We start from the raw sequence: 19,306 nt of genomic DNA, 5'->3' as shown, positions 1-19,306 counted from the left end.
CCGACCCGTCTACGCACCCCGCGAAGGAGCAGGCATCGTGCGCGCGAGGACCAACAGCGCCGGCAAACCGGTCACGATCGCCCAGATTGCCGCCCGCGCCGGGGTGCACGCCGCGACGGTCTCGCGGGCGCTGGCCGACCCCCCGACTTCGGTCGGCCCGGACACGGCGCTGCGCATCCGGGCGCTGGCGGTGGAGCTGGGGTATGTCCCAGACCCGGCCGCCTCGAGTCTGCGGACCCGCCGCAGCCGGGTGCTGGGCGTGCTGGTTCCCCTGTTGACCGACTACGTCCTGGCCCGCATCTACGAGGGGGTCGACGACGGGGCCTAAAAGGCCGGGTACAGCACGGTCGTCACCAGCACCAACGACGACCCGGCCACCCGCCTGGACAAGCTGGACAAGCTCCTGGGACGTCGGGTCGAAGGGGTGATCGTCGGCGATGCGCGGCTCGGTGGTGATGAGGTCATCGCCACGATGGCGCGGCGGGGGACCCCCTTCGTCATGGTCAACCGGCGGTTGCAGGGCCATCCCAGCGTCACCACCGACGACGTCCGCGGGGGAGAACTGGCCGCGGCGCACCTGTTGCGGCTGGGGCACCTGCGGGTCGGTGTCGTGGCCGGGCACTCCCACGCCAGCACCAACGTCGAACGAGTCCACGGATTCACCCGGACCCTGCGCCGGGCCGGAGTCGAGGTCGAGGAACGACTGGTCGTCGACTCCGACAGCGACGTCGACGGTGGCTACGCCGCGGCCACCCACATCCTGCAGACCGAACCGCACACGACGGCGATCTTCGCCATCAACGACTTCGCCGCCATCGGGGCCATGGGTGCCGCCCGCGAGAGAGGCCGACGCCCCGGTCAGGACATCGCCGTCATCGGGTACAACGACATCCCGCTGGTGCGACACCTGCCCGTCCCCCTGACCTCGGTGTCCTCGCCGATGGAACGAATGGGACGGCGTGGCGCCGACCTGCTGTGCCAGATCATCGACGGAGCCGACGTCGAGGCCGAGCTCCTCGAACCGACGCTCATCGAACGTGAATCCACCACCGGAGTCCTCTCGCCCACTTAGGGGAAAGGACCCCGTGACCAAACCGCCCCAGCACACCGGAGGAAACCCATGAGCAACCAGACCCAGAGCACCCAGAACCAGGCCGAAACCACGCTCGACCCGCAGGCCTACATCGACGACATGGCTCGCAAACGCGGTTACGTCCTCGACTACCACAAGGTCATGGCCAAGACCGACTTCCCGGTCCTGCAGGCGGCCAACCACCTCGTATCGGCGGCCTACCTTGACCAGCGACGACTGGACCGCAAGACCAAAGAGCTGATCTTCATCGTTTCCCTCACCGTGATGCGGGCCTCCAAGGGGCAGATCCAGAGCCACATCCGGGTCGCGTTGAACCTCGGCCTGAGCCCGGAGGAGATCCTGGAGGCCATCGAGATCTCGCTGCCCGAGGCTGGGATCGTCGCGTTCCAGGAAGGTTTCGAAGCCTGGCGCGAGATCGTTGGCGCCGAAGGTCTGGAACCGACCGTCGAGGCGTTCGACGCTGGAGCCGCCAACCGCGGTTCGGCTCGATGAGCCTGGCCGGCGCCACCACCGACGGCGTGGTCAGCCTGGGCAACGTCGGTTTTGTCGGTTTGGGCACGATGGGAACACCGATGGTGCGCAACCTGCGCACCGCCGGGTGGTCGGTCACGGCCTTCGATGCGAACTCGGACACGCTGCAGGCCGCAGTCGCGGACCTGGGTGTCGTGGCCGCGACGGAGGTGGCCGAACTCGCAGCCCTCGACGTCGTCATCCTCATGCTGCCCAACAGCCGAATCGTCGAGACGGTCCTGGGCCAAGAGTCCAACGCGGGGAGCCTTCTGGCCCGGTTGCGGCCCGGTTCGATCGTGGTCGACATGGGGTCGTCCAACCCCGATTCCACCCGAAGCCTGGCGAAGCGGTTGCGCACCCGAGGATCCGATCTGGTTGACGCTCCCGTCTCGGGCGGTCCCCGTCGCGCAGTGACCGGTGACCTCACCATCATGGCCGGCGGTGAGGCCGACAGCGTCGCCCGGATCCGACCGGTGCTGGACCCGTTGCGCAGCGAGTTCACCCACGTCGGTCCCGTGGGGTCGGGTCACGCATTGAAGGCCCTGAACAACCTGCTCTCGGCGATCGGCCTGGTCGGCGCCTTGGAGGTCCTGACCGTGGGGGCAAAGTTCGGCCTGGACCCGCAGACCATGCTGGACGTCATCAACACCTCTACGGGCCGCAACCAGTCCACCGAGGTCAAGATCGGCCAGCAGGTGCTTTCGGGGGACTGGAATATCGGTTTCTCGTTGCCGCTGACGGTCAAAGATGTGGGGACTGCGCTGGAGCTGGCGCAGTCGCAGGACATCCAGACGCCCGTGGCCGCTGCGGCTGTCGAAGTGTGCCGCAAGGCGCTGGATTTCCTCGGGACGCCGTCGCCGGACCAGTCGGAGATCGCCAAGTACCTGCACAGCACGACCGGGGTCCGGCTGGCCCCAGCCACGTCGGAGGAGGCGCGATGAGTGTTCTCCAGAACGCCGCCGAGACCGCGGCGCGTAGCCAGCGGGAACCACTGACGCACTGGATCGGGGGGCGAGGGGTGGTCTCCCCGGAGACGACCTACAGGGTGGGGGTCGACCCTGCCACGGGTGGTCCCGGGGTGGGTGTGCCCGCCGGAACGGCCCAGGACGTCGACCTGGCCGTCCGTTCGGCCGACGCCGCAGCGTGGAACTGGCGCAAGACGGCTTCGGCCGAGCGTGGCCGTGTTCTGGCCGCGATCGCCGCCACGCTGCGGGCCCGCGCCGAAGAACTGGCCGACCTGGAGATCAGTGATACCGGAAAACCCCGGCGCACAGCGCTCGCCGAGGTGATCGGCGCCGCCGACTACTTCGAGTTCTACGCCGGTCTGGTGAACCTGCCTCACGGCGAGGTCATCGACGTCGTCCCCGGCCAGCACGTCTACACGTTGCGAGAACCGTTCGGTGTCATAGGCGTCATCACCCCGTGGAACCTGCCGATCAACCAGGCCGCCCGGGCGGTGGCCCCAGCGTTGGCCGCGGCGAACACAGTGGTAGCCAAACCGGCCGAGGTGACCTCGCGTACCACGCTCGAACTGGCCCGCATCGCCACCAAGCAGGGCCTGCCCGACGGCGTCTTCAACGTCGTCCTGGGTTCAGGCACCGTGGTCGGGGAGGCCCTGGTGCGGCACCCGCTGGTTCGCAAGCTCGCTTTCACCGGTTCGGTGGGGGTGGGGCAGTCCATCGGGCGGCTGGCCGCCGATCGGGTTTTGCCGCTGACCCTGGAGCTGGGGGGCAAGTCGGCCAACGTCGTCTTCGACGACGCCGACCTGGAGTTCGCCGCCACCGAGGCGGTTCGCGCGTTCACCACCAACGCCGGCCAGGTGTGTTCGGCCGGGACCCGCCTGCTGGTGCAGTCCACGATCCACGACGCTTTCGTCGACGCTGTCGTGTCGGCCACGCGCAGGCTGAAGGTAGGGACCCATCTCGGGCCGCTCATCACCGAGGGGCAGTTCCGGACGGTGCAGGAGTACTTCCACATCGCCCGTGTCGAGGGAGCAACCGCCGCGACCGGTGGCCAGGTCGCCACCGGTTCGGGGATGGGGTTCTACGTTGAACCCACCGTCTACACCGGCGTCACCAACGACATGCGCATCGCCCGTGAGGAGATCTTCGGGCCCGTGCTCGTCGTGGTCCCGTTCGAGACTGAGGACGAAGCGGTGGCCTTGGCCAACGACTCCGACTTCGGTCTGGTCGCCGGGGTGTGGACGCAGAACGTCAGCCGGGCGCTACGGGTGGCTGAATGTCTGGAGGTCGGGCAAGTTTTCGTCAACACCTGGTCGACCGCGTCGGTGCAGACCTCCTTCGGCGGCCAGAAACTCAGCGGATACGGCCGGGAAAAAGGGATTGAAGCCCTGAACCACTACTCGCAGGTGAAGTCTGTGAGCATCGCACTGCGCTGAGCGTGGACTTTCGTCCGCCCCGCCCGGCGATGTGTCCTCGCAGCTGGTGGGCGATCTGCAAAGGCGGGAAGGCGCTGGTCCATAGTGCCGATCTTGGCGCCGGCCTGGTCGAGCTCGGTGAGTTGGCCGGAAAACTGTCCCGCGGTGGCCTGCGTTGGGCGGCCCGGCTGTTGGACATGATTGACGGCTGATCCAAGGACGTGTTCGCGGCGTGGTTGGTGGCCCGACCCCAGGACTGGTGAGAGAGCCCGTCAAAGTCGTTGCGTGGTCGGGTTGACCGGCCTTAAGCGTGCAGCAGCGTAGGAACTGTCTGAGGCGGTCACCGTCACGGATCTTTTCCACGTCGTCGGAGCCTGACCGGTTCTCCGGACACTAACCTGAGGCGATGATGTCGCCCAGAAAGGAGTCCCCGGTGCCCCGATCCCACCCGCCTGAGTTCCGTCAACCCGCCGTGGAACTGGCCCAGCTACGTGAGCAGCTGATCGGCAAGATCACCGCTGACCTCGGCGGAACGGCGCCCGCAACCAGGGGGCCTAGTTGGGCAGAACTCAGCCCCGCAAGAGGTCGGGGTCAAGAGCGCCGAAGGCGTTGAGGGTGACGTCGATATCCGCGGACGAATGTGCCGTGGACAGGAACATCCTCCCATTGGGCAGGAGGAACAGACCTGCCTGCGACAGTCGACGGGACCAACGGTCCCAGACGGACCAGTCCAGACCTTCGAACTCTCTGGGTGACACGGCGTCCGTGACACCTGGGAGAACTTGGACGATGGGCCCGAGGTGGTGCACGTGCGCGCGAACCCGACGGTCGCGGAAGGTGCGACGCAGACCCTCAGCAAGCGTTCCGGCTGTCTGCCAGAGCTGTTCGTGGACCCCGGGGCGCGACAGTTCGGTGAGCGTCGCGGAGACAGCGGCCATGGCGAGGGCGTTGCCGTTGTAGGTGCCCGAGTGGGCACATCCTTGTTCGACGAGGTCGACGACGTCTGCACGCCCGGCGACGGCGGCGACGGAGAAACCGTTCCCGAGCGCCTTGGCGTACACGGCGAGGTCGGGAATCGTGCCGTAGAGCTCCACTGCTCCCCCGAGGGCGACGCGGAACCCGGTGATCACCTCGTCGAAGACGAGGAGAGCGCCGTGCGCATCGCACGTGCTGCGGAGGTCGCGGAGGTAGTCCGGGTCCGGTGCGATCACCCCGGTGTTGCTGAGGACTGGGTCGAGCAAGACGGCTGCGACCTCCTGTCCGTGCGCACCGAAGAACTCCGCGAGATCCTCCCGGTCGTTGAACTCAACGACCCGGACGTCGTCGACGGACCGTGGGTTCTGACCGCGAGTCGCGAGAACCGGTTCGTGTCCGCCACGGTGACCCCGGTAGCTGAGCAGCACCGAGTCGTGCCATCCGTGGTAGGCACCCGAAGTCTTGACGATGAGGTTTCGACCCGTCGCGGCCCGCGCGAGGCGGATGGCGACCTGGATCGCCTCGGTCCCTGTGTTGCTCCAGAGCACGCGTTCGAAGGCCGGAACCGCCGACAGGAGCTTCTCTGCGGCGATGCGTTCGCCGGGGTGGATCCCGCCGAACAGCTGTCCGCGGGGCACCTGCGCGGTCACCGCGTCTGTGACTGCGGGGTGCGCATGGCCGAGGATCACGGGCCCCCAGCCCAGCACGTAGTCGACGTACTCGTTGCCGTCCACATCGAAGAGCCGACTACCGCGGCCGGATGTGAAGGACAGCGGCTGGGGCTGCAGAACGCTCCGCAGGCCGGAGGTGACACCGCCGCCGATGCTCGCCCTCGCCCGTTCCAGGTGCTGCACCGACTTGCCGACACAACGCGGCGCGGTGGTCCAACGGCCTGCGGGCGGGCGGTGAGGGCGGGGATCGATGTCTGTCACAGTCGCTCCAGAGTGCGAGACGAGAAGGGCTGGTGTGGTGCTGTGGGAGCTGGGGAGCGGGGAAACTGTTGAACGACGCGCCGCCGTACAGCGACCACGACGGCGCGTCGGGACGAGAGCGCCTTACAGCTGATTTCACTATGAGTTGCGGGACGGCTGGTGCCGTCGCAGCCTTGATGGCATGACCGATGAGGTGGTGCTGGAGCGCGTCGCGGAGCTGGTGCCGGACGAACTCTGGCAGCGGGTCCAGCCGTTGCTGCCGCCGCGTCCACCGCGCCGGTTCCGTCACCCAGGCCGGCTACCCCGCAACGACCGGGCCGCGCTGGCCGGCATCGTGCACGTCCTGATCACCGGCTGCACCTGGGGCCAGCTGCCGACCGAGCAGTTCGGCTGCTCTGGTGTCACCTGCTGGCGCCGGCTGCGGGACTGGACTGAGGCCGGCGTCTGGCCGCAGCTGCACCAGGTCCTGCTCGAGGAGCTGCGCGCCGCCAGCAAGCTCGACCTGAAGACCGCCGTGGTGGACGGCTCGCACGTGCGAGCTCTCAAAGGGGGGCTCACACCGGTCCTTCGCCAGTAGACCGGGCCCGCAACGGATCAAAGCACCACCTGCTCACCGACGCCGGTGGCGTTCCGTTGGCCGTCACCCTCACCGGCGGCAACCGCCACGACGTGACGCAGCTCCTGCCCTTGGTCGACGCCTTCCCAGTCGTTCGCGGTGTTCGCGGCCGGCCTCGCCTGCACCCGAGGTACCTGTTCGCTGATCGCGCCTACGACTTCGACATCTACCGCCGCGCGCTGCGCGCACGCGGGATCGTCCCGCGTATCGCCCGCCGCGGTGTCGTCCACGGTTCAGGTCTGGGACGCACCCGCTGGGTCGTGGAGCGCACCTTCTCCTGGCTGCATCAGTTCAAGCGGCTGCGGATCCGCTACGAGGTCCGGGCTGATCTGCATCTGAGCCTGCTGCAGCTGGCGTGCGCGCTGATCTGCCACCGGAAGCTCTCAACCTCATAATGAAAGAAGCTGTTAGACGTCCTGGCGGCCGATGCGCTGGTAGACCTCTGGGGACCGCCTGCGGAGGATCAACGCGTAGACGACTCCGACGACGAGACAGGTGTAGAACAGCATCATCAACCCGCTAGCCAGGGCCTGGTTGCCGCCGACCATCGTTCCGAGGTTGGCTGAGGCAAGAGCAAGCGCGCCGACGAGCCCGAGCGCGGCGATCACAGGGGCGATCGTGCGGCTCCACGACAGGGAGCCCGTCCGGTCAGCGGCGAAGAAGCGGACGACCGCAATGCTGGTAAGGAGCATCAGCAGGATCAGAGCGTAACCGCCGATGCCCACGAGCACTGCGTAGATGGTCGCCCCGTCGCTTCGGGCCAGGACCAGTACGGTCAGGAAGGCGACCGCGATGATGCTGGTCGCGATGGACGCGACGTGGGGCGAACCGTGGCGTGCGTGCACGCGACCCAGCCGCGGGTGGAAGACCCGGTCGACGCTGAGGGAGTAGAGGTAGCGGGTCGTCACGTTGTGGGTCGCGAGGTTCGCAGCGAAGATGCTCGTCACCAGCAGGACGTTCACCAGGTCCACCGCGACGTTGCCCAGGTACTGCTGGATCGAGGCGAATACCGTCCCTGTGGGGTCGCTTGCAGACGCGTCGACGACAGCCGACGTGCCGATACCGGTGATCATCGCCCACGCCGAGGTCGCGTAGAGGACGGCCATGGTGATGATGGCGATGTACGTGGCCCGGGGAACGGTCCTGGCTGGGTCGCGCGCCTCCTCTCGGAAGACCGCGGTCGCTTCGAACCCGGAGAAGCAGACGATGCCGAAGAGGGCTGCGAGCCCCAGGTTGCCCGAGAAGATGTTCGACACGACCAACGGGGCGCCGGTCTGTCCGTCCTGCCCGCCGGTGGCGAAGACGACGGCGTTGTAGGCCACGACGACGATGAGTTCCAGAGTCATCGTAACGGTGAGGATCTTCGCGGAGAGGCTGATCTTGAAGTAGCCGAGGGTTCCAGCCGTGGCCATGAGGACGAGTACCCAGGCCCACCAGGTGATGTCGGGCCCGCCGAGCACGTCTCGGACCAGGGCTTCCAGGACGATCCCGCCGAAAGCGTAACCGCCGACCAGGACGAAGATGTAGGACACGACAGCCAGGAAAGCCGCTCCCAGCCCGATCGGTCGGCCGAGGCCGGCAGTGATGTAGGCGTAGAAGGCGCCGGCGTTCGGGAGCTTGCGGCCCATCGCGGTGAACCCCACGGCGAACAGCAGGATGAGCAGGCCGGCGGCGAGGTACGCGATGGGGGCGCCCAGTCCGTTGCCGACGCCGATGATGACGGGGACGAACCCTACGAACACCGACAGAGGTGCGTTGAACGCCAACACCGTGAAGACGATGTCCATCGTGCCCAGGTTTCCCTCGAGTCGGCGTTCCTCGGGCGCGGCGGTGTTGCTGCGCGTTGTCGACGTGCTGTCTTGCATCTCCGCGGACATGATGACTCCAGGTTTCCCGATCGGTGGGGGAGACGGGGTGGTGCGGGCCCTTCGACATCCTCGTCGGGAGCCGGAGGTGCGATGTGGATGAGGTGACGACGGGTGGAACTCACGGGACCGGACGCCGTGGATGCATCCGGGTGCCGTGAGGGTCAGGGAGCGTCGGGACGCACTGCTTCCGTGAGCGAGTCGGCGGCCTGTCCGAGCCACTTCTCCAGTTCGACCACGGCACCCGGGTTGTTCCAGTTCACCGACACGGCCGACAAGGCGATGTGACCGCGACGCAAAGCGTCGAAGTCCGTCCCCTCCTCGGCGACGTAGGGGGCGTCTCCGTCGTGCGTAACGCCGAAGGTGAAGTAACCGCGCGAGTTCCCGTGGGTCTCGATCTGCAGGCTGTTCCTCGCCCAGTTGCGCCGACCGAGTCGGGTGACCTCGGCGCGGACGTCGACCGCGGGTCGACCCGGGGCGTTGAGGTTGATGGCCGTGCGGGCGGGCATGCCGCTGGTGAGGACCTGTTCGACGACGTTCACCGTCGCCCGCACGCCTAGGGACCAGTCGTATCCCGTCGCGTCCACCAGGCGGAACAACCCGTCCACCGACTGCTGCGATGCGGCGATGGCGGGCAGACCCAGCAGGGCGCCCTCGAGGGCCGAACCCATGGTGCTGGAGTAGGTCGAGTCGTCGCCCAGGTTCGCCCCTTCGTTGATTCCGGACAAGACGAGTTCGGCGTCGTTGGCCAGGTCTGACAGCATCGCCACACGGACGCAGTCGGTGGGCGTGCCGTCGCAGGCGTACACGGGGTTTGTCATGTCTCCACCCACCTGCTCGATCAGCACGGGGTTGCGGAACGTGGCGCCCCGCGAGGAACCGCTGCGGGGGTGGCTGGGGGCGACGGTGAGGACGCGGTGACCGGCCGCGATGAGGCCGTCTCGCAGGGAGTGCAGTCCGTCGGACTGAACGCCGTCGTCGTTGCACAGGAGGATGCTCATGCGGGAAGCCGCTCCAAGGTCTCGCGGCCCGGCGCCCAGCGCCGGGCTCCGGGGATGGTGGACGGGGCGGAGTGGATGGCCCACTCCGCTGCTGTGTAGCCGGCCATGGCGCCGGAGGTGACGCCGACGCCACCCAGACCGGTACAGGTGATGACGCTCTCGTCGTGCCGCTCGGGGCCGATGATGAACTCGCCGTCGCTGGTGAGGGGGTAGAGACCCGTCCAACCCGCTTCGACAACCAGACCGTCGAGGTGCAGCCGCTCGTCGATGGCCTTCTGAACCGCCTCGACGTACGAGGGTTCGACCTCGGGACGGTAGTTCTCCGGATCGGCGATGGGATGGTCGTCGAGGACCTGGTAGGTGTGCAGCCCCGCGAGGAGCGTGTCGTCGTCGAATCGGCGGAAGTAGAGCGCCTCTCCTTCCGTGCCGGGCATGTACAGGTTCACCATCGGCATCGTGTAGCTGAGAGGGTGCGGCAGTCTTACCTTGACGATGTCGTGGACCTGGGGGAGCACGGGGACGGAGTACCCCAAGACGTCCGCCACCCGTCCAGCCCACGCACCCGCGGCGTTGATGACGACGTCCGCGGTCACGTCCCCCGCGCTGGTCTGCAGCCGGTGTCCTCCAGCGGGAAGCGCCTCGTGACCGATGACGTCCGCCTTCAGGTACGTCGCCCCCAGCTCGACCGCCTCGTCCACGAGGGCTTGGCACATGTAGCCGCCGTCGATGGTTCCGTCCCGGGGACCGAACAGGCCGCCGGAGAGGTCTCCCGTCTCGAGATCGGGCACCAGTTCCTGCAGTTGCCGACGGGTCAGCAGTTGGGAGTCCTGCGGTCCGAGACCGAGGTCGCGCTGGACCTTGACCACGTCCTCCAACCGTTCGATGTCCGCCGGGGTCCAGGCGACGCGGACGTTGCCGATCCGGTTGAGGGGGAGTCCCCGTTCCGCCTCGAGGCGGAAGAACAGCTCGCGGGCACGCATCCGCAGTTCGATGTGCAAGGGGTCGACAGTCTGGACGTTGTAGATGGCGGCCGATCGGCCCGACGACCCGCTGGCGGGTGCGTCCCGCTCGACGAGCGTGACACGTGCGCCCAGCTCGGCAGCTCGTCGAGCGGCTCCGCTGCCGGCGGTGCCGGCGCCGATGACGGCGATGGACAGGGTCATGTGGTTCTCCTTCGGCGGAACGGGACGACGATCATGCGGAGGCTTCGGAGGCCGGTTCGCTGACCGACTCCAAGATGAAGAGGTTGGCGCGCGTCCCGCCGTCGACGACGATGTCTTCGCCGGTGATCCCGGAGGAGTGCGGACCCAGGAGGAAGTTGACCGCTCCGGCGATCTCGAGGGGCGTCGTCATGCGGCCCAACGGGGCGCGGCGGAAGTTCGTGCGCATGCGGTGCAGCATCTGGGGGTCGACGCTCTCGGCGGCCATGTCGGTCAGCGTCCATCCCGGGCTCACCGAGTTCACGCGGATGCCCAGAGGTGCCAGTTCCACGGCCGCGGCCCTCGTCAGACCCAGGAGTCCCGTCTTCGCCACGACGTAGCTCGCGTAGGGACCGTCGGCGCCGTAGGCGTCGACCGACGCGATGTTGACGATGCTCCCGCCACTCGGCATCAGGCGCGCAGCCAACTGCGTTGTGACGAAGGCGGCCGTCAGGTTGACGTCGAGGACGCGATGCCAGCTCTCGCGCGGAGTGTCGAGGAAGGCGTACTCCTCGGCGATGCCGGCGTTGTTGACCAGACCGTCCACTGTTCCGTGCTCGTCGGCGATCTCGGCGAAGGCGCGGTCGAGTTCCTCGGGGCGTCCCACGTCGGCGACGTGGCGGCTGAGGCGGGGTGCGGTCGTGGCCAGTTGCGCAGCGGCCTCGTCGAGGGTCCGGGCGCTGCGCCCGATGAGGGCTAGCGAGCTGCCCGCCTTGGCGGCGGCGACGGCCATCTCCAGGCCCAATCCGCGGCCACCGCCGGTGATGACGACGGTCTTGTCCTTGAGGTCGGTCATGTGGCTCTCCGGGTCTGCGGGGGCGGGTCGGATGACGGGTCAGGTCAGAAGCGTGCGTGCGCGGTGACGCTCCGGGCGGCCCGCAGGAAGTCCTCGAACCGCCCCGACTCGATGACGGCGCGGGCCTGGTTGAAGTTGTTCGCCGCGTACTTCTGGTAGGTCCACCCGTCGAGGGGGGTCGTCTGCGTGCCAAGGAGGGGCTCGGCCATCAGGGCCCAGGCACCGTCACGGACACCGGCGACCAGTCGCATCAGCTCCAGACGGGCGCGTTGGGCGTCGTCGGCCGCCGGATCGTAGGCCAGGACGAGTTCCTCGGTCTCGGCGGGTGTGAGCTCGGCCTGGCACGCGAAGGAGGCCAGCTCGAAGGCGACCCAGCCGTTGCCGGCGTAGTCGAAGTCCACCATCACGAGGTGGTCCGGCGCGTCCTGGATGAAGTTCTGCGGAACGAGATCGCTGTGGCAGAACCCCACAGGAGGTTTGCGTGTCTGGAAGAGGGCTTCGATCCTCAGCACGGCACCGAGGAGCTCTTGCGTCCCCTCCGGCAGCGACGCCTCGGCGTCCGCGAACTCGACGAACGTCCGCAGGTCGTCGAAGGGGGAGAACCACCGGGAGTTCGTCGAACCGAGCTTGAGGTCGCTGAGAGTGCGAGCCACGAGGGGGATCAGCGCGGCGTCGCGGACGTACTGGGACGTGACGGTAGCTCCCGTGGTGAAGGCGGACAGGAAGTGGCCTTCGTCGGGGGAGCAGGCGATGATGTCCGGCGCCAGGCCGAGCGCCGCCGCGTCGCGCTGAGCGACGATCGCCGCGGAGCGCGACACGCCCCAGCGCGTCGCGTCGAGAGCGCACAGCCGTAGGGCCCAGCTGCCCGCCGCGCCGTCGATGCGCAGGTTCACGTTGCTGGCACCCCCCGACAGGCGGGTCACGGTCAGTGGACCGGTGAGTTCGGGCAGGTCCCAGCGGCCGAGGACGTCGAGGGTCTGGGCGCGGATGTCGTCGCTGACGTCCTCGCTGAAATGCGTCGACGCCGGCAGGTGGGGGCTGCGCAGGGGCTCCGTGGTGGTCACGGTCAGGTCCTCGGGCATCGGAAACCTCTCAGGCTGGGTGAGGGTGGGCGGGGTGGTCTGGGAGGCCCCGTCGTGGGGTCGTGGGGTCGTGGACCCGCGGTGCGGTCGTCGCGCCGGGCGGCCGTGGGGGGTCGTCGAGCACCCCGCTCGAGCGCTGGGCCCCCGGTGTTCCAGCGTTGGTCACCGGCGCAACAGGCCTGCAAGGGGTCGACGTCGCGGTCGGCCGTCTGCTGCCTGGTCATGGTGCACTCCTCGGTCACGTCGTCGTACCCGAACGAACGTAAAGTAAGCGTGTTACAGGAAGAGCGCCGGCACTGTTACGGACTTGTTTCGCGCAGCGACAGGAAGGTAGCGCGGAGTCATGCGATCCGTCGAGGGAATCCTGCCGCACCCCTTGGCAACAGCCGAACGATCGTTAAGCTAGGACGAGAGCCGGCCACCGGGCCGCCCAGACAAGGAGGGGTTGACCATGCGCGTGGTCGCACTTGGTGGATCGGGAGCCATGGGTCGACAGGCGTTGACCACCCTGTCCAGGATCGCATCGCCGGACGAGATCGTGGTGGCCGACCGCAACGGCCGGGCTGCCGAAGAGACGGCCCGACACCTGCTGGACGCGGGGCAGACCGCCCGCGCGGTCGAGCTGGACGTGACCGACACGCCCGCGCTGCTCCGACTGCTCGAGGACGCGGACGTCGTGCTCAACACGGTCGGTCCCTTCTTCAAGTTCGGGGTGCCGATCCTGCGCGCCGCCATCGCAAGCAGGACCCGGTACTACGACATCTGCGACGATCCCGAGCCGACCGCCGAGATGTTGGGGCTGCACGCCGAGGCCGAGGCCGCGGGTGTCACGGCCGTCATCGGTGCGGGCGCGAGCCCTGGCTTCATGAACATCCTCGGCCGACTCGCCACCGGCGGTCTCGACGAGGTCCACGACATCGCCACCGCATGGTCGTTCAACAGCAGCTACCAGGACTGGGACCTGCTCCGCTCCTTCAACGGGCAGAGCGAGGCCGCTCTCGAGCACTTCTTCGAGCAGGTGACGGGCACCGTCACCACGCTGGAAGAAGGTGTCTTCGTGGAGAGCACACCACTGGAGCCCGTCGAGATCGACATCCCCGGGCTGGGGCAGGGCACGGGGTACGTGGTGGGGCATCCCGAGCCCATCACCTTCCGCGACAGCTTTTCCGTCACCGGAGGATGCCGAAGCCTGTGCCTTATGACCGCCGACCGCGCTGCGGAGTTCTCGATCCTCGCCGGCAAGATCGAGTCGGGTGAGATCTCGGTGGCCGAGGCCACCCGCCTCCTCGTGGACCGGGATACCGAGATCGGACGACGCGCGCAGGCCGAGGCGCCGCGCTTCCGTGGCGTCGGGGACTTGCCGATCTACTTCGTCGCCGCCACCGGAACGCGGGACGGGCAGTCCGTGACGCAGTTCGCCGCGACGCGCAACAAGCCTGAACCCATGGCCATCGGGACGGGTGTCCCCCTGGCGGTAGCCGCCGCGACGGGCATGGGGCAGGTTCTGCCCGCGGGGGTCTTCCCGCCCGAACGGGTGCTGAACCCTGAACCCTTCCTCACGCTCGTTGCGGAGCACTGGGGTGTCCCTCGTTCCGAGTTGCTCTACCAGGGTTCGGTGACGCACGAGCGGGTCGGTACTGGGGTCTGACCGTCTGTCCTGCTCGTGGTGGAATCTTCGGTACGTCGTGCTCCGTCCGCCGCTGCAGTCCGGTGGGGGAAGAGCCATCACCACCGCAGAGTGTCGGGAGCAACCATGGCGATCACGTCCGAGTACGAGACCTTCCGATCCAGCGTGCCCAACGGCATCGACGACCCGGACCTGGCCAACCTCGTGCACGTGCTCGCGGCGGCGAGCGCCGGCACCGGTGAGGTTCGCGGCGACACCCGCGAACGGTTGCTCGTCGCCGCGATCGAAGCCTTCGCACGCGAGGGCTTCGGCGGGACGTCGATGCGCACGCTGGCATCGGCCGTGGGTATCAAGGCCGCCGCGATCTACGCCCACTTCCCGTCGAAGGAATCCATCCTGTCGGCGGCACTGGCCCGGGCGTACTGCTCCTTCCTGGTGGATGTGGTGGTCCCCCAGGACGGCGACGAACCGTGGCGGCGACTGGACGGTCTGTGCCGTCGCCACATGACGTTCCAGCTGAACCGGTCGGGGTTGGCGGCGGCCAGTGACAGCCTCCTGAACAACCAGTCGGTGCTGACCATCGCCGACCCCACGGTGCAACGCGTTCTGCGAGAGGCTCGGTCGAGTTACTTCGGGTGGCTGTACCGGGAGGTCGTTCACCTCCGCAGGTCCGTCCGATCGCCCGACGCCCGCGTCCAGACACGGTGCATCCTCACCTTGTGCGACAGCCTGACGCAGTCGAGTTCGGACGTCCTCAGCGTCAACCACGAGGCCGTGATCGACCGCTACATGGCGGTCGTCTGGAACATCCTCGGTATCCATGACCCAACTGAGAGAAGTGAGTGATCTTGTGTCGTACGCGTCCGCACCTCCCGCCGGTCCGATGCGCACCGGGCCCAGGAGTGGTGTGAGCAGCGAAGCCGTCGAGTTCTCCGTCGACGACACCACCGTGCGGGGCACCTTCAGCGTGCCGGTGGGCGCCGCGTCACCCGTGCCCGTTGTTGTGATGGCCCACGGGTGGGCCATGGTGGCGAGCGGGGACCTGCAGGACTACGCGGAGAGCTTCCAGGCCGCCGGATTGGCGACGCTGACCTTCGACTTCCGCCACCTTGGTCGCAGCGACGGAACCCCTCGTCAGGAGATCGATCCGCACCGGCAGGTCGAGGACTTCCGCACGGCGGTCACTTGGGTTCTGACGCGTCCTGAGGTCGACCCCGCGAAGGTCGGGATCTGGGGCAGCAGCTACAGCGGTGGTCACGCGCTGACCGTCGCGGCCCAGGACGACCGTGTCGCGGCGGTGGTGGCCCAGGTACCCACGATCAGCGGCTACCGGGCCGCTCGGGACCGCTGGGATGACGCCACCATCGCCGCTCAGCAGGCGCGGTTCGACCACGACCGACAAGGGCGGCTCCGGGGGCGGGAGCCGCTGACCATCCCGCTCGTCAGTCCGGACCCGACGGCGGCGGCCGTGGCCTACCCCGGGCCGGACAGCTACGCCTACATGAGCGCCGAGGGTCGGCGTTGCCCCGAGTGGCAGAACTTCGTGACGGTGCGATCGCTGGAACTGGCGCGCAGCTACGAACCCGGCCTGACCATCGAACGCATCGCCCCGAAACCTCTGCTGATGATCGTCGCCGCCGACGACGTCACCACGCCGGCCGACCTGCAGCTCGAGGCCTACGAGAGAGCACAGCAGCCCAAGGAACTCCTCGTCCTCCCCGGCGGGCACTACTCCGTCTACACCGACCACCTCCACGTCACCCGGCGTGCGGCGGCGGATTGGTTCGCACGTCACCTCCTGCGCCCCGGGCGCGGTGCGATCCCGTCCCAACAGCACGATGGACAGCCTCTTGAGGATCTGCCATGACCCACGACGCACCCCTGCACGGACGAGTGGTGGTGGTGACCGGAGCCGGTGGCTCGATCGGCGCCGCAGCCGTCCAGGGCTTCGAAGAACGCGGGGCCACGGTCTTTGCCGTGGACCGAGACGTGCCCCAGGAGAACGATCGTCGAGCGGGGGTGGAGTACCGCACTCTCGACATCACCGACCACCGGGCCGTCGACGACCTGGCCGTCGAGGTCGTGCGCGAGAACGGCCGACTGGACGGTTGGATCAACAACGCGGGAGTCCTGGTGCGCGCCACGGCACTCGAACTTACTCCGGAGGCTTGGGACAGGACGATGGACGTCAACCTCAAGGGTGCCTTCTTCGCCGCGCAGGCCGCGGCCCGGCAGATGATCCAGGCCGGCCGCGGGGTGATCGTCAACGTCGCGAGCTACGCAGGGCTGAAGGCTCGACCCAATTGTGCCGATTACGCCTCGTCCAAGGCAGCGCTCATCCACCTCACGAGCTGCCTCGCGGTGGAGTGGGGTCCACTGGGCCTGCGGGTCAACGCCATCGCCCCCGGGTACGTGGACACTCCCATGAGCGCCTGGATGCGTGAGTCCCCGGAGGTCTTCGCGCAGTACATGGATCGCACTCCGAGCCGTCGGCTCGGAGAGCCCCTCGACATCGCCCAGGCGATGGCCTACCTCGTCGGCGACGAGTCGGCCTACGTCAACGGCCACACCCTGGTCGTCGACGGCGGCATCTCCCTCACGTGACCCCTCTTCCCCACCCCTAGCTGCAAGGAGCAACGATGGGCAAGTATCAGGTCCTCAACCCGGCCACGGGCAAGGTGGAGAACGAATTTCCTTCCGCCACTGACACCGACGTCGTCGACGCCCTCGCCGCGGTCGGCAGCGCCTTCGAGGTGTGGCGCACGGTCCCGCTCGCCGAGCGCACTGCCTTCGTCCGCACGATCGCAGACATTCACGAACAGCGCATCGACGACCTCGCGTCCATCATGACCCGTGAGATGGGCAAGACCACGGCCGAGGCACGCGGTGAACTGCAGACGGTCATCAGCATCTACCGGTACTACGCCGACAAGGGTCCCGAGCTGCTGGCCGACACCCCGCTGGACGCCAGCATCGGTGGCACCACCTGGGTCCGGAAGGCGCCCGTCGGTGCCCTGCTCGGGGTAATGCCGTGGAACTACCCGTTCTACCAAGTGGCCCGGTTCGTGGCCCCAAATCTCGTGGCGGGCAACACGATCCTGCTCAAGCACGCGTCCAACTGCCCGGAGTCAGCACTGGCCATCGCCGACATCGTCCGCTCGGCCGGTCTGCCCGACGGTGCCTACGTCAACGTCTTCGCCGACAACGAGCAGGTCGCCCGCATCCTCGCCGACCCGCGCATCGTCGGGGTGTCGGTGACCGGCAGCGAGCGCGCGGGGGCTGCAGTGGCATCCGTGGCCGGGCAGAACCTCAAGAAGGTCGTCCTCGAACTCGGTGGTTCGGACCCGTTCATCGTTCTGTCAGCCAAGGACCTCACGCCCGTCGTGGCCGACGCCGTGACGGGTCGGCTCAGCAACGGCGGACAGTCCTGCAACGGGGCCAAGCGGTTCATCGTCGCCGAGGGTCTGTACGACGACTTCGTCGAGCAGTTCACCGCGTCGATGGCGGCCGCCGTCACAGGTGACCCGACCGACGCCGCGACGACTTACGGACCGCTGGTGAACCAGGCTGCGGTCGACGAGCTCATTAAGCAGATCGAGGACGCCGTGTCCAAGGGCGCCACGCTGCGCACCGGCGGACGTCAAGTCGACCGGGAGGGGAGTTTCCTCGAGCCGACCGTCCTGACGGACGTGACCCCCGATATGCGGGCCTACCACGAGGAGTTGTTCGGTCCGGTGGCCGTCGTGCACCGCGTGAAAGACGCCGCGGAAGCCGTGACAGTCGCGAACGACTCCCCGTTTGGCCTAGGGGCTGCGGTCTTTAGCGCCGACGAGCAGGAGGCGCAGCGGGTGGCTGACCAGCTCGACGTCGGAATGGTCTTCATCAACCGCCGCGAGAAGGGCGGTGCGGACGTCCCCTTCGGCGGCACCAAGCGTTCCGGGATCGGTCGTGAACTCGGTGCGGTCGGGATTGACGAGTTCGTGAACCGCAAGCTGATGCACAAACTCCCAGTTTAATCAGGACGCAAAACTGTTCTGGTGGTCCTGGGGGTTCCAGCCCCGGGACCACCGGAGAACTGTCAAGGCCCGGGTTTGATAGAGGGTGTGAAGTGACGCTCAGGCGGCGGTGACCTCCGGGCTGGCGGTGATCTCGATCTGGGCCTGGAACTCCACCGGCGGGATCATGCCGAGCTCGCCGTGCAGCCGGCGGGTGTTGTACCAGTCGATGTAGTCGGCGACGGCCCGCTCGACGTCGTCCAGGCCCCGCCAGGGACCGTCCCGGCCGGGGAGGTGCGGGTTGCGGATGCACTCGGCCTTGAATACCGAGTTGAACGCCTCGGCCATCGCATTGTCGTAGGAGTCGCCCGTGGAGCCGACCGAGGCAACAGCACCCTCAGCGGCAAGACTTTCGCTGTAGCGCAATGCAACGTATTGAACGCCCTTGTCCGAGTGGTGCCGCAATCCGGTCAGTTCCGCGCCCTCACGGCGCCTGACCCAGAACGCCATCTGCAGCGCATCCAGGGCCAGTTCAGTGCGTAGGTGGTCGGCGACTTGCCAGCCGACGATGCGGCGGGTGCACACGTCCTGCACAAAGGCGGCGTACACCCAGCCTGAGCAGGTCCGGATGTACGTAATGTCCGCCGCCCACAGGCGGTCGGGTCGGTCGGCGGTGAAGTTCCGCTCCACCAGGTCCGGTCGGGTGTCCTTTGGACTAGGAATGGTGGTCCGTGGGGGCTTACCGTTGCGGCGCAGACCGTGCAGGCCGGCGGCCTTCATCAGTCGTTCGACGGTGCAGCGGGCGATACGGGACGCCGACTGCCCGGCGGGAGCCTTCTCAGCTCGTCTGCGGTTGATCGCCGCGTGGAGCTTTCGGGCTCCGTAGACCCGCAGGTTGTCTTGGTGGACCCGGTCGATCTCGACGAGGGCGGCCTCGTCGCTGCAGGCTCGCGCCGACGGGGGTCGGGTGCGGGCGGCGTAGTAGGTGCTGGGGGCGACCTGCAACTGGCTGCAGATCGGCTCGACCCCGAGCTCGTCCTTGTTCTGGTCGATGAAGTCGACGACCTGGGCGACCTGATCTGGTGTCAGCGGATGGGGCGGTCGAGCTCCGCCGCGAAGAAAGCCGACGCCCGGCGCAGGATCGGCGGTCTCAAGGAGTCAGCGCAACACCCATGAGATGATCATGGTTGGTCGCTGACAGGAGTTGAGCATGGCCGGTGTCCTCACCACGACGCAGA

At 67.8% G+C, this 19,306-nt stretch carries 18 protein-coding genes, 1 pseudogene and 1 other annotated feature; of the genes and pseudogenes, 12 read left to right on the top strand and 7 right to left on the bottom strand.

The genetic code is table 11. The annotated features are described in order from the left end of the window. The first annotated feature begins 37 nt into the window (after nucleotides 1–37). The 5 genes and pseudogenes from CLV37_RS28235 (at nucleotide 38) to CLV37_RS25430 (ending at nucleotide 4,001) form a co-directional block, all read left to right on the top strand. Complete coding sequence (locus tag CLV37_RS28235; RefSeq protein WP_211298954.1) at nucleotides 38–328, top strand: LacI family DNA-binding transcriptional regulator; 291 nt, start codon at nucleotides 38–40, stop codon at nucleotides 326–328. 18 nt (nucleotides 329–346) lie between these two features. Next, nucleotides 347–1,072 (top strand): annotated as a pseudogene (locus tag CLV37_RS25445) (substrate-binding domain-containing protein); the annotation flags it as partial. Between the two features lie 48 nt (nucleotides 1,073–1,120). Continuing rightward, nucleotides 1,121–1,585, top strand: a complete 465-nt coding sequence (locus tag CLV37_RS25440) for a carboxymuconolactone decarboxylase family protein (protein ID WP_106215553.1) — start codon at nucleotides 1,121–1,123, stop codon at nucleotides 1,583–1,585. After that, nucleotides 1,582–2,544: an NAD(P)-dependent oxidoreductase gene (locus CLV37_RS25435; protein ID WP_106215552.1), complete on the top strand. Its 963-nt coding sequence runs from the start codon at nucleotides 1,582–1,584 to the stop codon at nucleotides 2,542–2,544. Before CLV37_RS25440 ends, CLV37_RS25435 begins: the two co-directional genes overlap by 4 nt. Continuing rightward, complete coding sequence (locus CLV37_RS25430) at nucleotides 2,541–4,001, top strand: aldehyde dehydrogenase family protein (RefSeq protein ID WP_106215551.1); 1,461 nt, start codon at nucleotides 2,541–2,543, stop codon at nucleotides 3,999–4,001. Before CLV37_RS25435 ends, CLV37_RS25430 begins: the two co-directional genes overlap by 4 nt. A gap of 548 nt (nucleotides 4,002–4,549) precedes the next feature. On the opposite strand, the gene CLV37_RS25425 is transcribed toward CLV37_RS25430, so the two are convergent. Then, nucleotides 4,550–5,887, bottom strand: coding sequence for an aspartate aminotransferase family protein (locus tag CLV37_RS25425; RefSeq protein ID WP_106215550.1), 1,338 nt, complete (start codon nucleotides 5,885–5,887; stop codon nucleotides 4,550–4,552). Nucleotides 5,888–6,068: 181 nt separating this feature from the next. Here CLV37_RS25425 and CLV37_RS25420 point away from each other — a divergent pair. After that, nucleotides 6,069–6,898, top strand: a protein-coding gene (locus CLV37_RS25420; protein WP_245885901.1) for an IS5 family transposase whose coding sequence is annotated in 2 segments (ribosomal slippage) — nucleotides 6,069–6,432 and nucleotides 6,432–6,898 — 831 coding nt in all. Because the reading frame shifts where the segments join, the coding sequence is not laid out codon by codon here. A 12-nt stretch (nucleotides 6,899–6,910) separates the two neighbouring features. Here CLV37_RS25420 and CLV37_RS25415 read toward each other — a convergent pair. The 5 genes from CLV37_RS25415 to CLV37_RS25395 form a co-directional block, all read right to left on the bottom strand. Next, nucleotides 6,911–8,380, bottom strand: coding sequence for an APC family permease (locus CLV37_RS25415; RefSeq protein ID WP_211298952.1), 1,470 nt, complete (start codon nucleotides 8,378–8,380; stop codon nucleotides 6,911–6,913). A 152-nt stretch (nucleotides 8,381–8,532) separates the two neighbouring features. Then, on the bottom strand, nucleotides 8,533–9,369 hold the full coding sequence (gene surE / locus CLV37_RS25410; RefSeq protein ID WP_106215548.1) for a 5'/3'-nucleotidase SurE: 837 nt from the start codon (nucleotides 9,367–9,369) through the stop codon (nucleotides 8,533–8,535). Further along, nucleotides 9,366–10,532 (bottom strand): NAD(P)/FAD-dependent oxidoreductase, encoded by a 1,167-nt coding sequence (locus CLV37_RS25405; protein ID WP_106215547.1) that lies wholly within the window; start codon nucleotides 10,530–10,532, stop codon nucleotides 9,366–9,368. The genes surE and CLV37_RS25405 overlap by 4 nt, the downstream gene beginning before the upstream one ends. Before the next feature lie 31 nt (nucleotides 10,533–10,563). After that, nucleotides 10,564–11,364 carry an SDR family NAD(P)-dependent oxidoreductase gene (locus CLV37_RS25400; RefSeq protein ID WP_106215546.1) on the bottom strand — a complete coding sequence of 267 codons (801 nt, stop codon included), beginning with the start codon at nucleotides 11,362–11,364 and terminating at the stop codon, nucleotides 10,564–10,566. Between the two features lie 44 nt (nucleotides 11,365–11,408). Beyond that, the gene (locus CLV37_RS25395) at nucleotides 11,409–12,428 is read right to left on the bottom strand and encodes a phosphotransferase (RefSeq protein ID WP_170127502.1); all 1,020 of its coding nucleotides are present in this window, start codon (nucleotides 12,426–12,428) and stop codon (nucleotides 11,409–11,411) included. 469 nt (nucleotides 12,429–12,897) lie between these two features. Between CLV37_RS25395 and CLV37_RS25390 the strand changes: the two genes are divergently transcribed. From CLV37_RS25390 to CLV37_RS25370, 5 genes are all read left to right on the top strand, one after another. After that, nucleotides 12,898–14,094 (top strand): saccharopine dehydrogenase family protein, encoded by a 1,197-nt coding sequence (locus CLV37_RS25390; RefSeq protein ID WP_106215544.1) that lies wholly within the window; start codon nucleotides 12,898–12,900, stop codon nucleotides 14,092–14,094. Between the two features lie 105 nt (nucleotides 14,095–14,199). Continuing rightward, entirely contained in the window at nucleotides 14,200–14,919 is a 720-nt protein-coding gene (locus CLV37_RS25385) for a TetR/AcrR family transcriptional regulator (RefSeq protein WP_106215543.1), read from the top strand. Between the two features lie 37 nt (nucleotides 14,920–14,956). Continuing rightward, nucleotides 14,957–15,940 (top strand): alpha/beta hydrolase, encoded by a 984-nt coding sequence (locus tag CLV37_RS25380; RefSeq protein WP_106215542.1) that lies wholly within the window; start codon nucleotides 14,957–14,959, stop codon nucleotides 15,938–15,940. After that, entirely contained in the window at nucleotides 15,937–16,677 is a 741-nt protein-coding gene (locus CLV37_RS25375; protein WP_106215541.1) for an SDR family NAD(P)-dependent oxidoreductase, read from the top strand. The genes CLV37_RS25380 and CLV37_RS25375 overlap by 4 nt, the downstream gene beginning before the upstream one ends. A 35-nt stretch (nucleotides 16,678–16,712) precedes the next feature. After that, the gene (locus CLV37_RS25370) at nucleotides 16,713–18,089 is read left to right on the top strand and encodes an NAD-dependent succinate-semialdehyde dehydrogenase (protein WP_106215540.1); all 1,377 of its coding nucleotides are present in this window, start codon (nucleotides 16,713–16,715) and stop codon (nucleotides 18,087–18,089) included. 99 nt (nucleotides 18,090–18,188) lie between these two features. Here the strand turns inward: CLV37_RS25370 and CLV37_RS25365 are convergent, their stop codons facing one another. Continuing rightward, nucleotides 18,189–19,085 carry an IS3 family transposase gene (locus CLV37_RS25365; RefSeq protein ID WP_245885908.1) on the bottom strand — a complete coding sequence of 299 codons (897 nt, stop codon included), beginning with the start codon at nucleotides 19,083–19,085 and terminating at the stop codon, nucleotides 18,189–18,191. On the opposite strand from CLV37_RS25365, the gene CLV37_RS28680 reads away from it, so the two are divergent. Beyond that, nucleotides 18,972–19,244 carry a hypothetical protein gene (locus tag CLV37_RS28680; RefSeq protein WP_245885894.1) on the top strand — a complete coding sequence of 91 codons (273 nt, stop codon included), beginning with the start codon at nucleotides 18,972–18,974 and terminating at the stop codon, nucleotides 19,242–19,244. The two genes, CLV37_RS25365 and CLV37_RS28680, sit on opposite strands and share 114 nt — an antisense overlap. Continuing rightward, nucleotides 19,059–19,193: a sequence feature (AL1L pseudoknot), on the bottom strand. Its footprint overlaps the gene before it by 135 nt. Nucleotides 19,245–19,306: the final 62 nt, after the last annotated feature.

This window comes from Kineococcus rhizosphaerae (assembly GCF_003002055.1).
In the GTDB taxonomy this organism is placed as follows: Bacteria; Actinomycetota; Actinomycetes; order Actinomycetales; family Kineococcaceae; genus Kineococcus; species Kineococcus rhizosphaerae.
The sequence above is the reverse complement of the archived record's forward strand: the minus strand, read 5'-3'. Positions and strand labels throughout refer to the sequence as shown.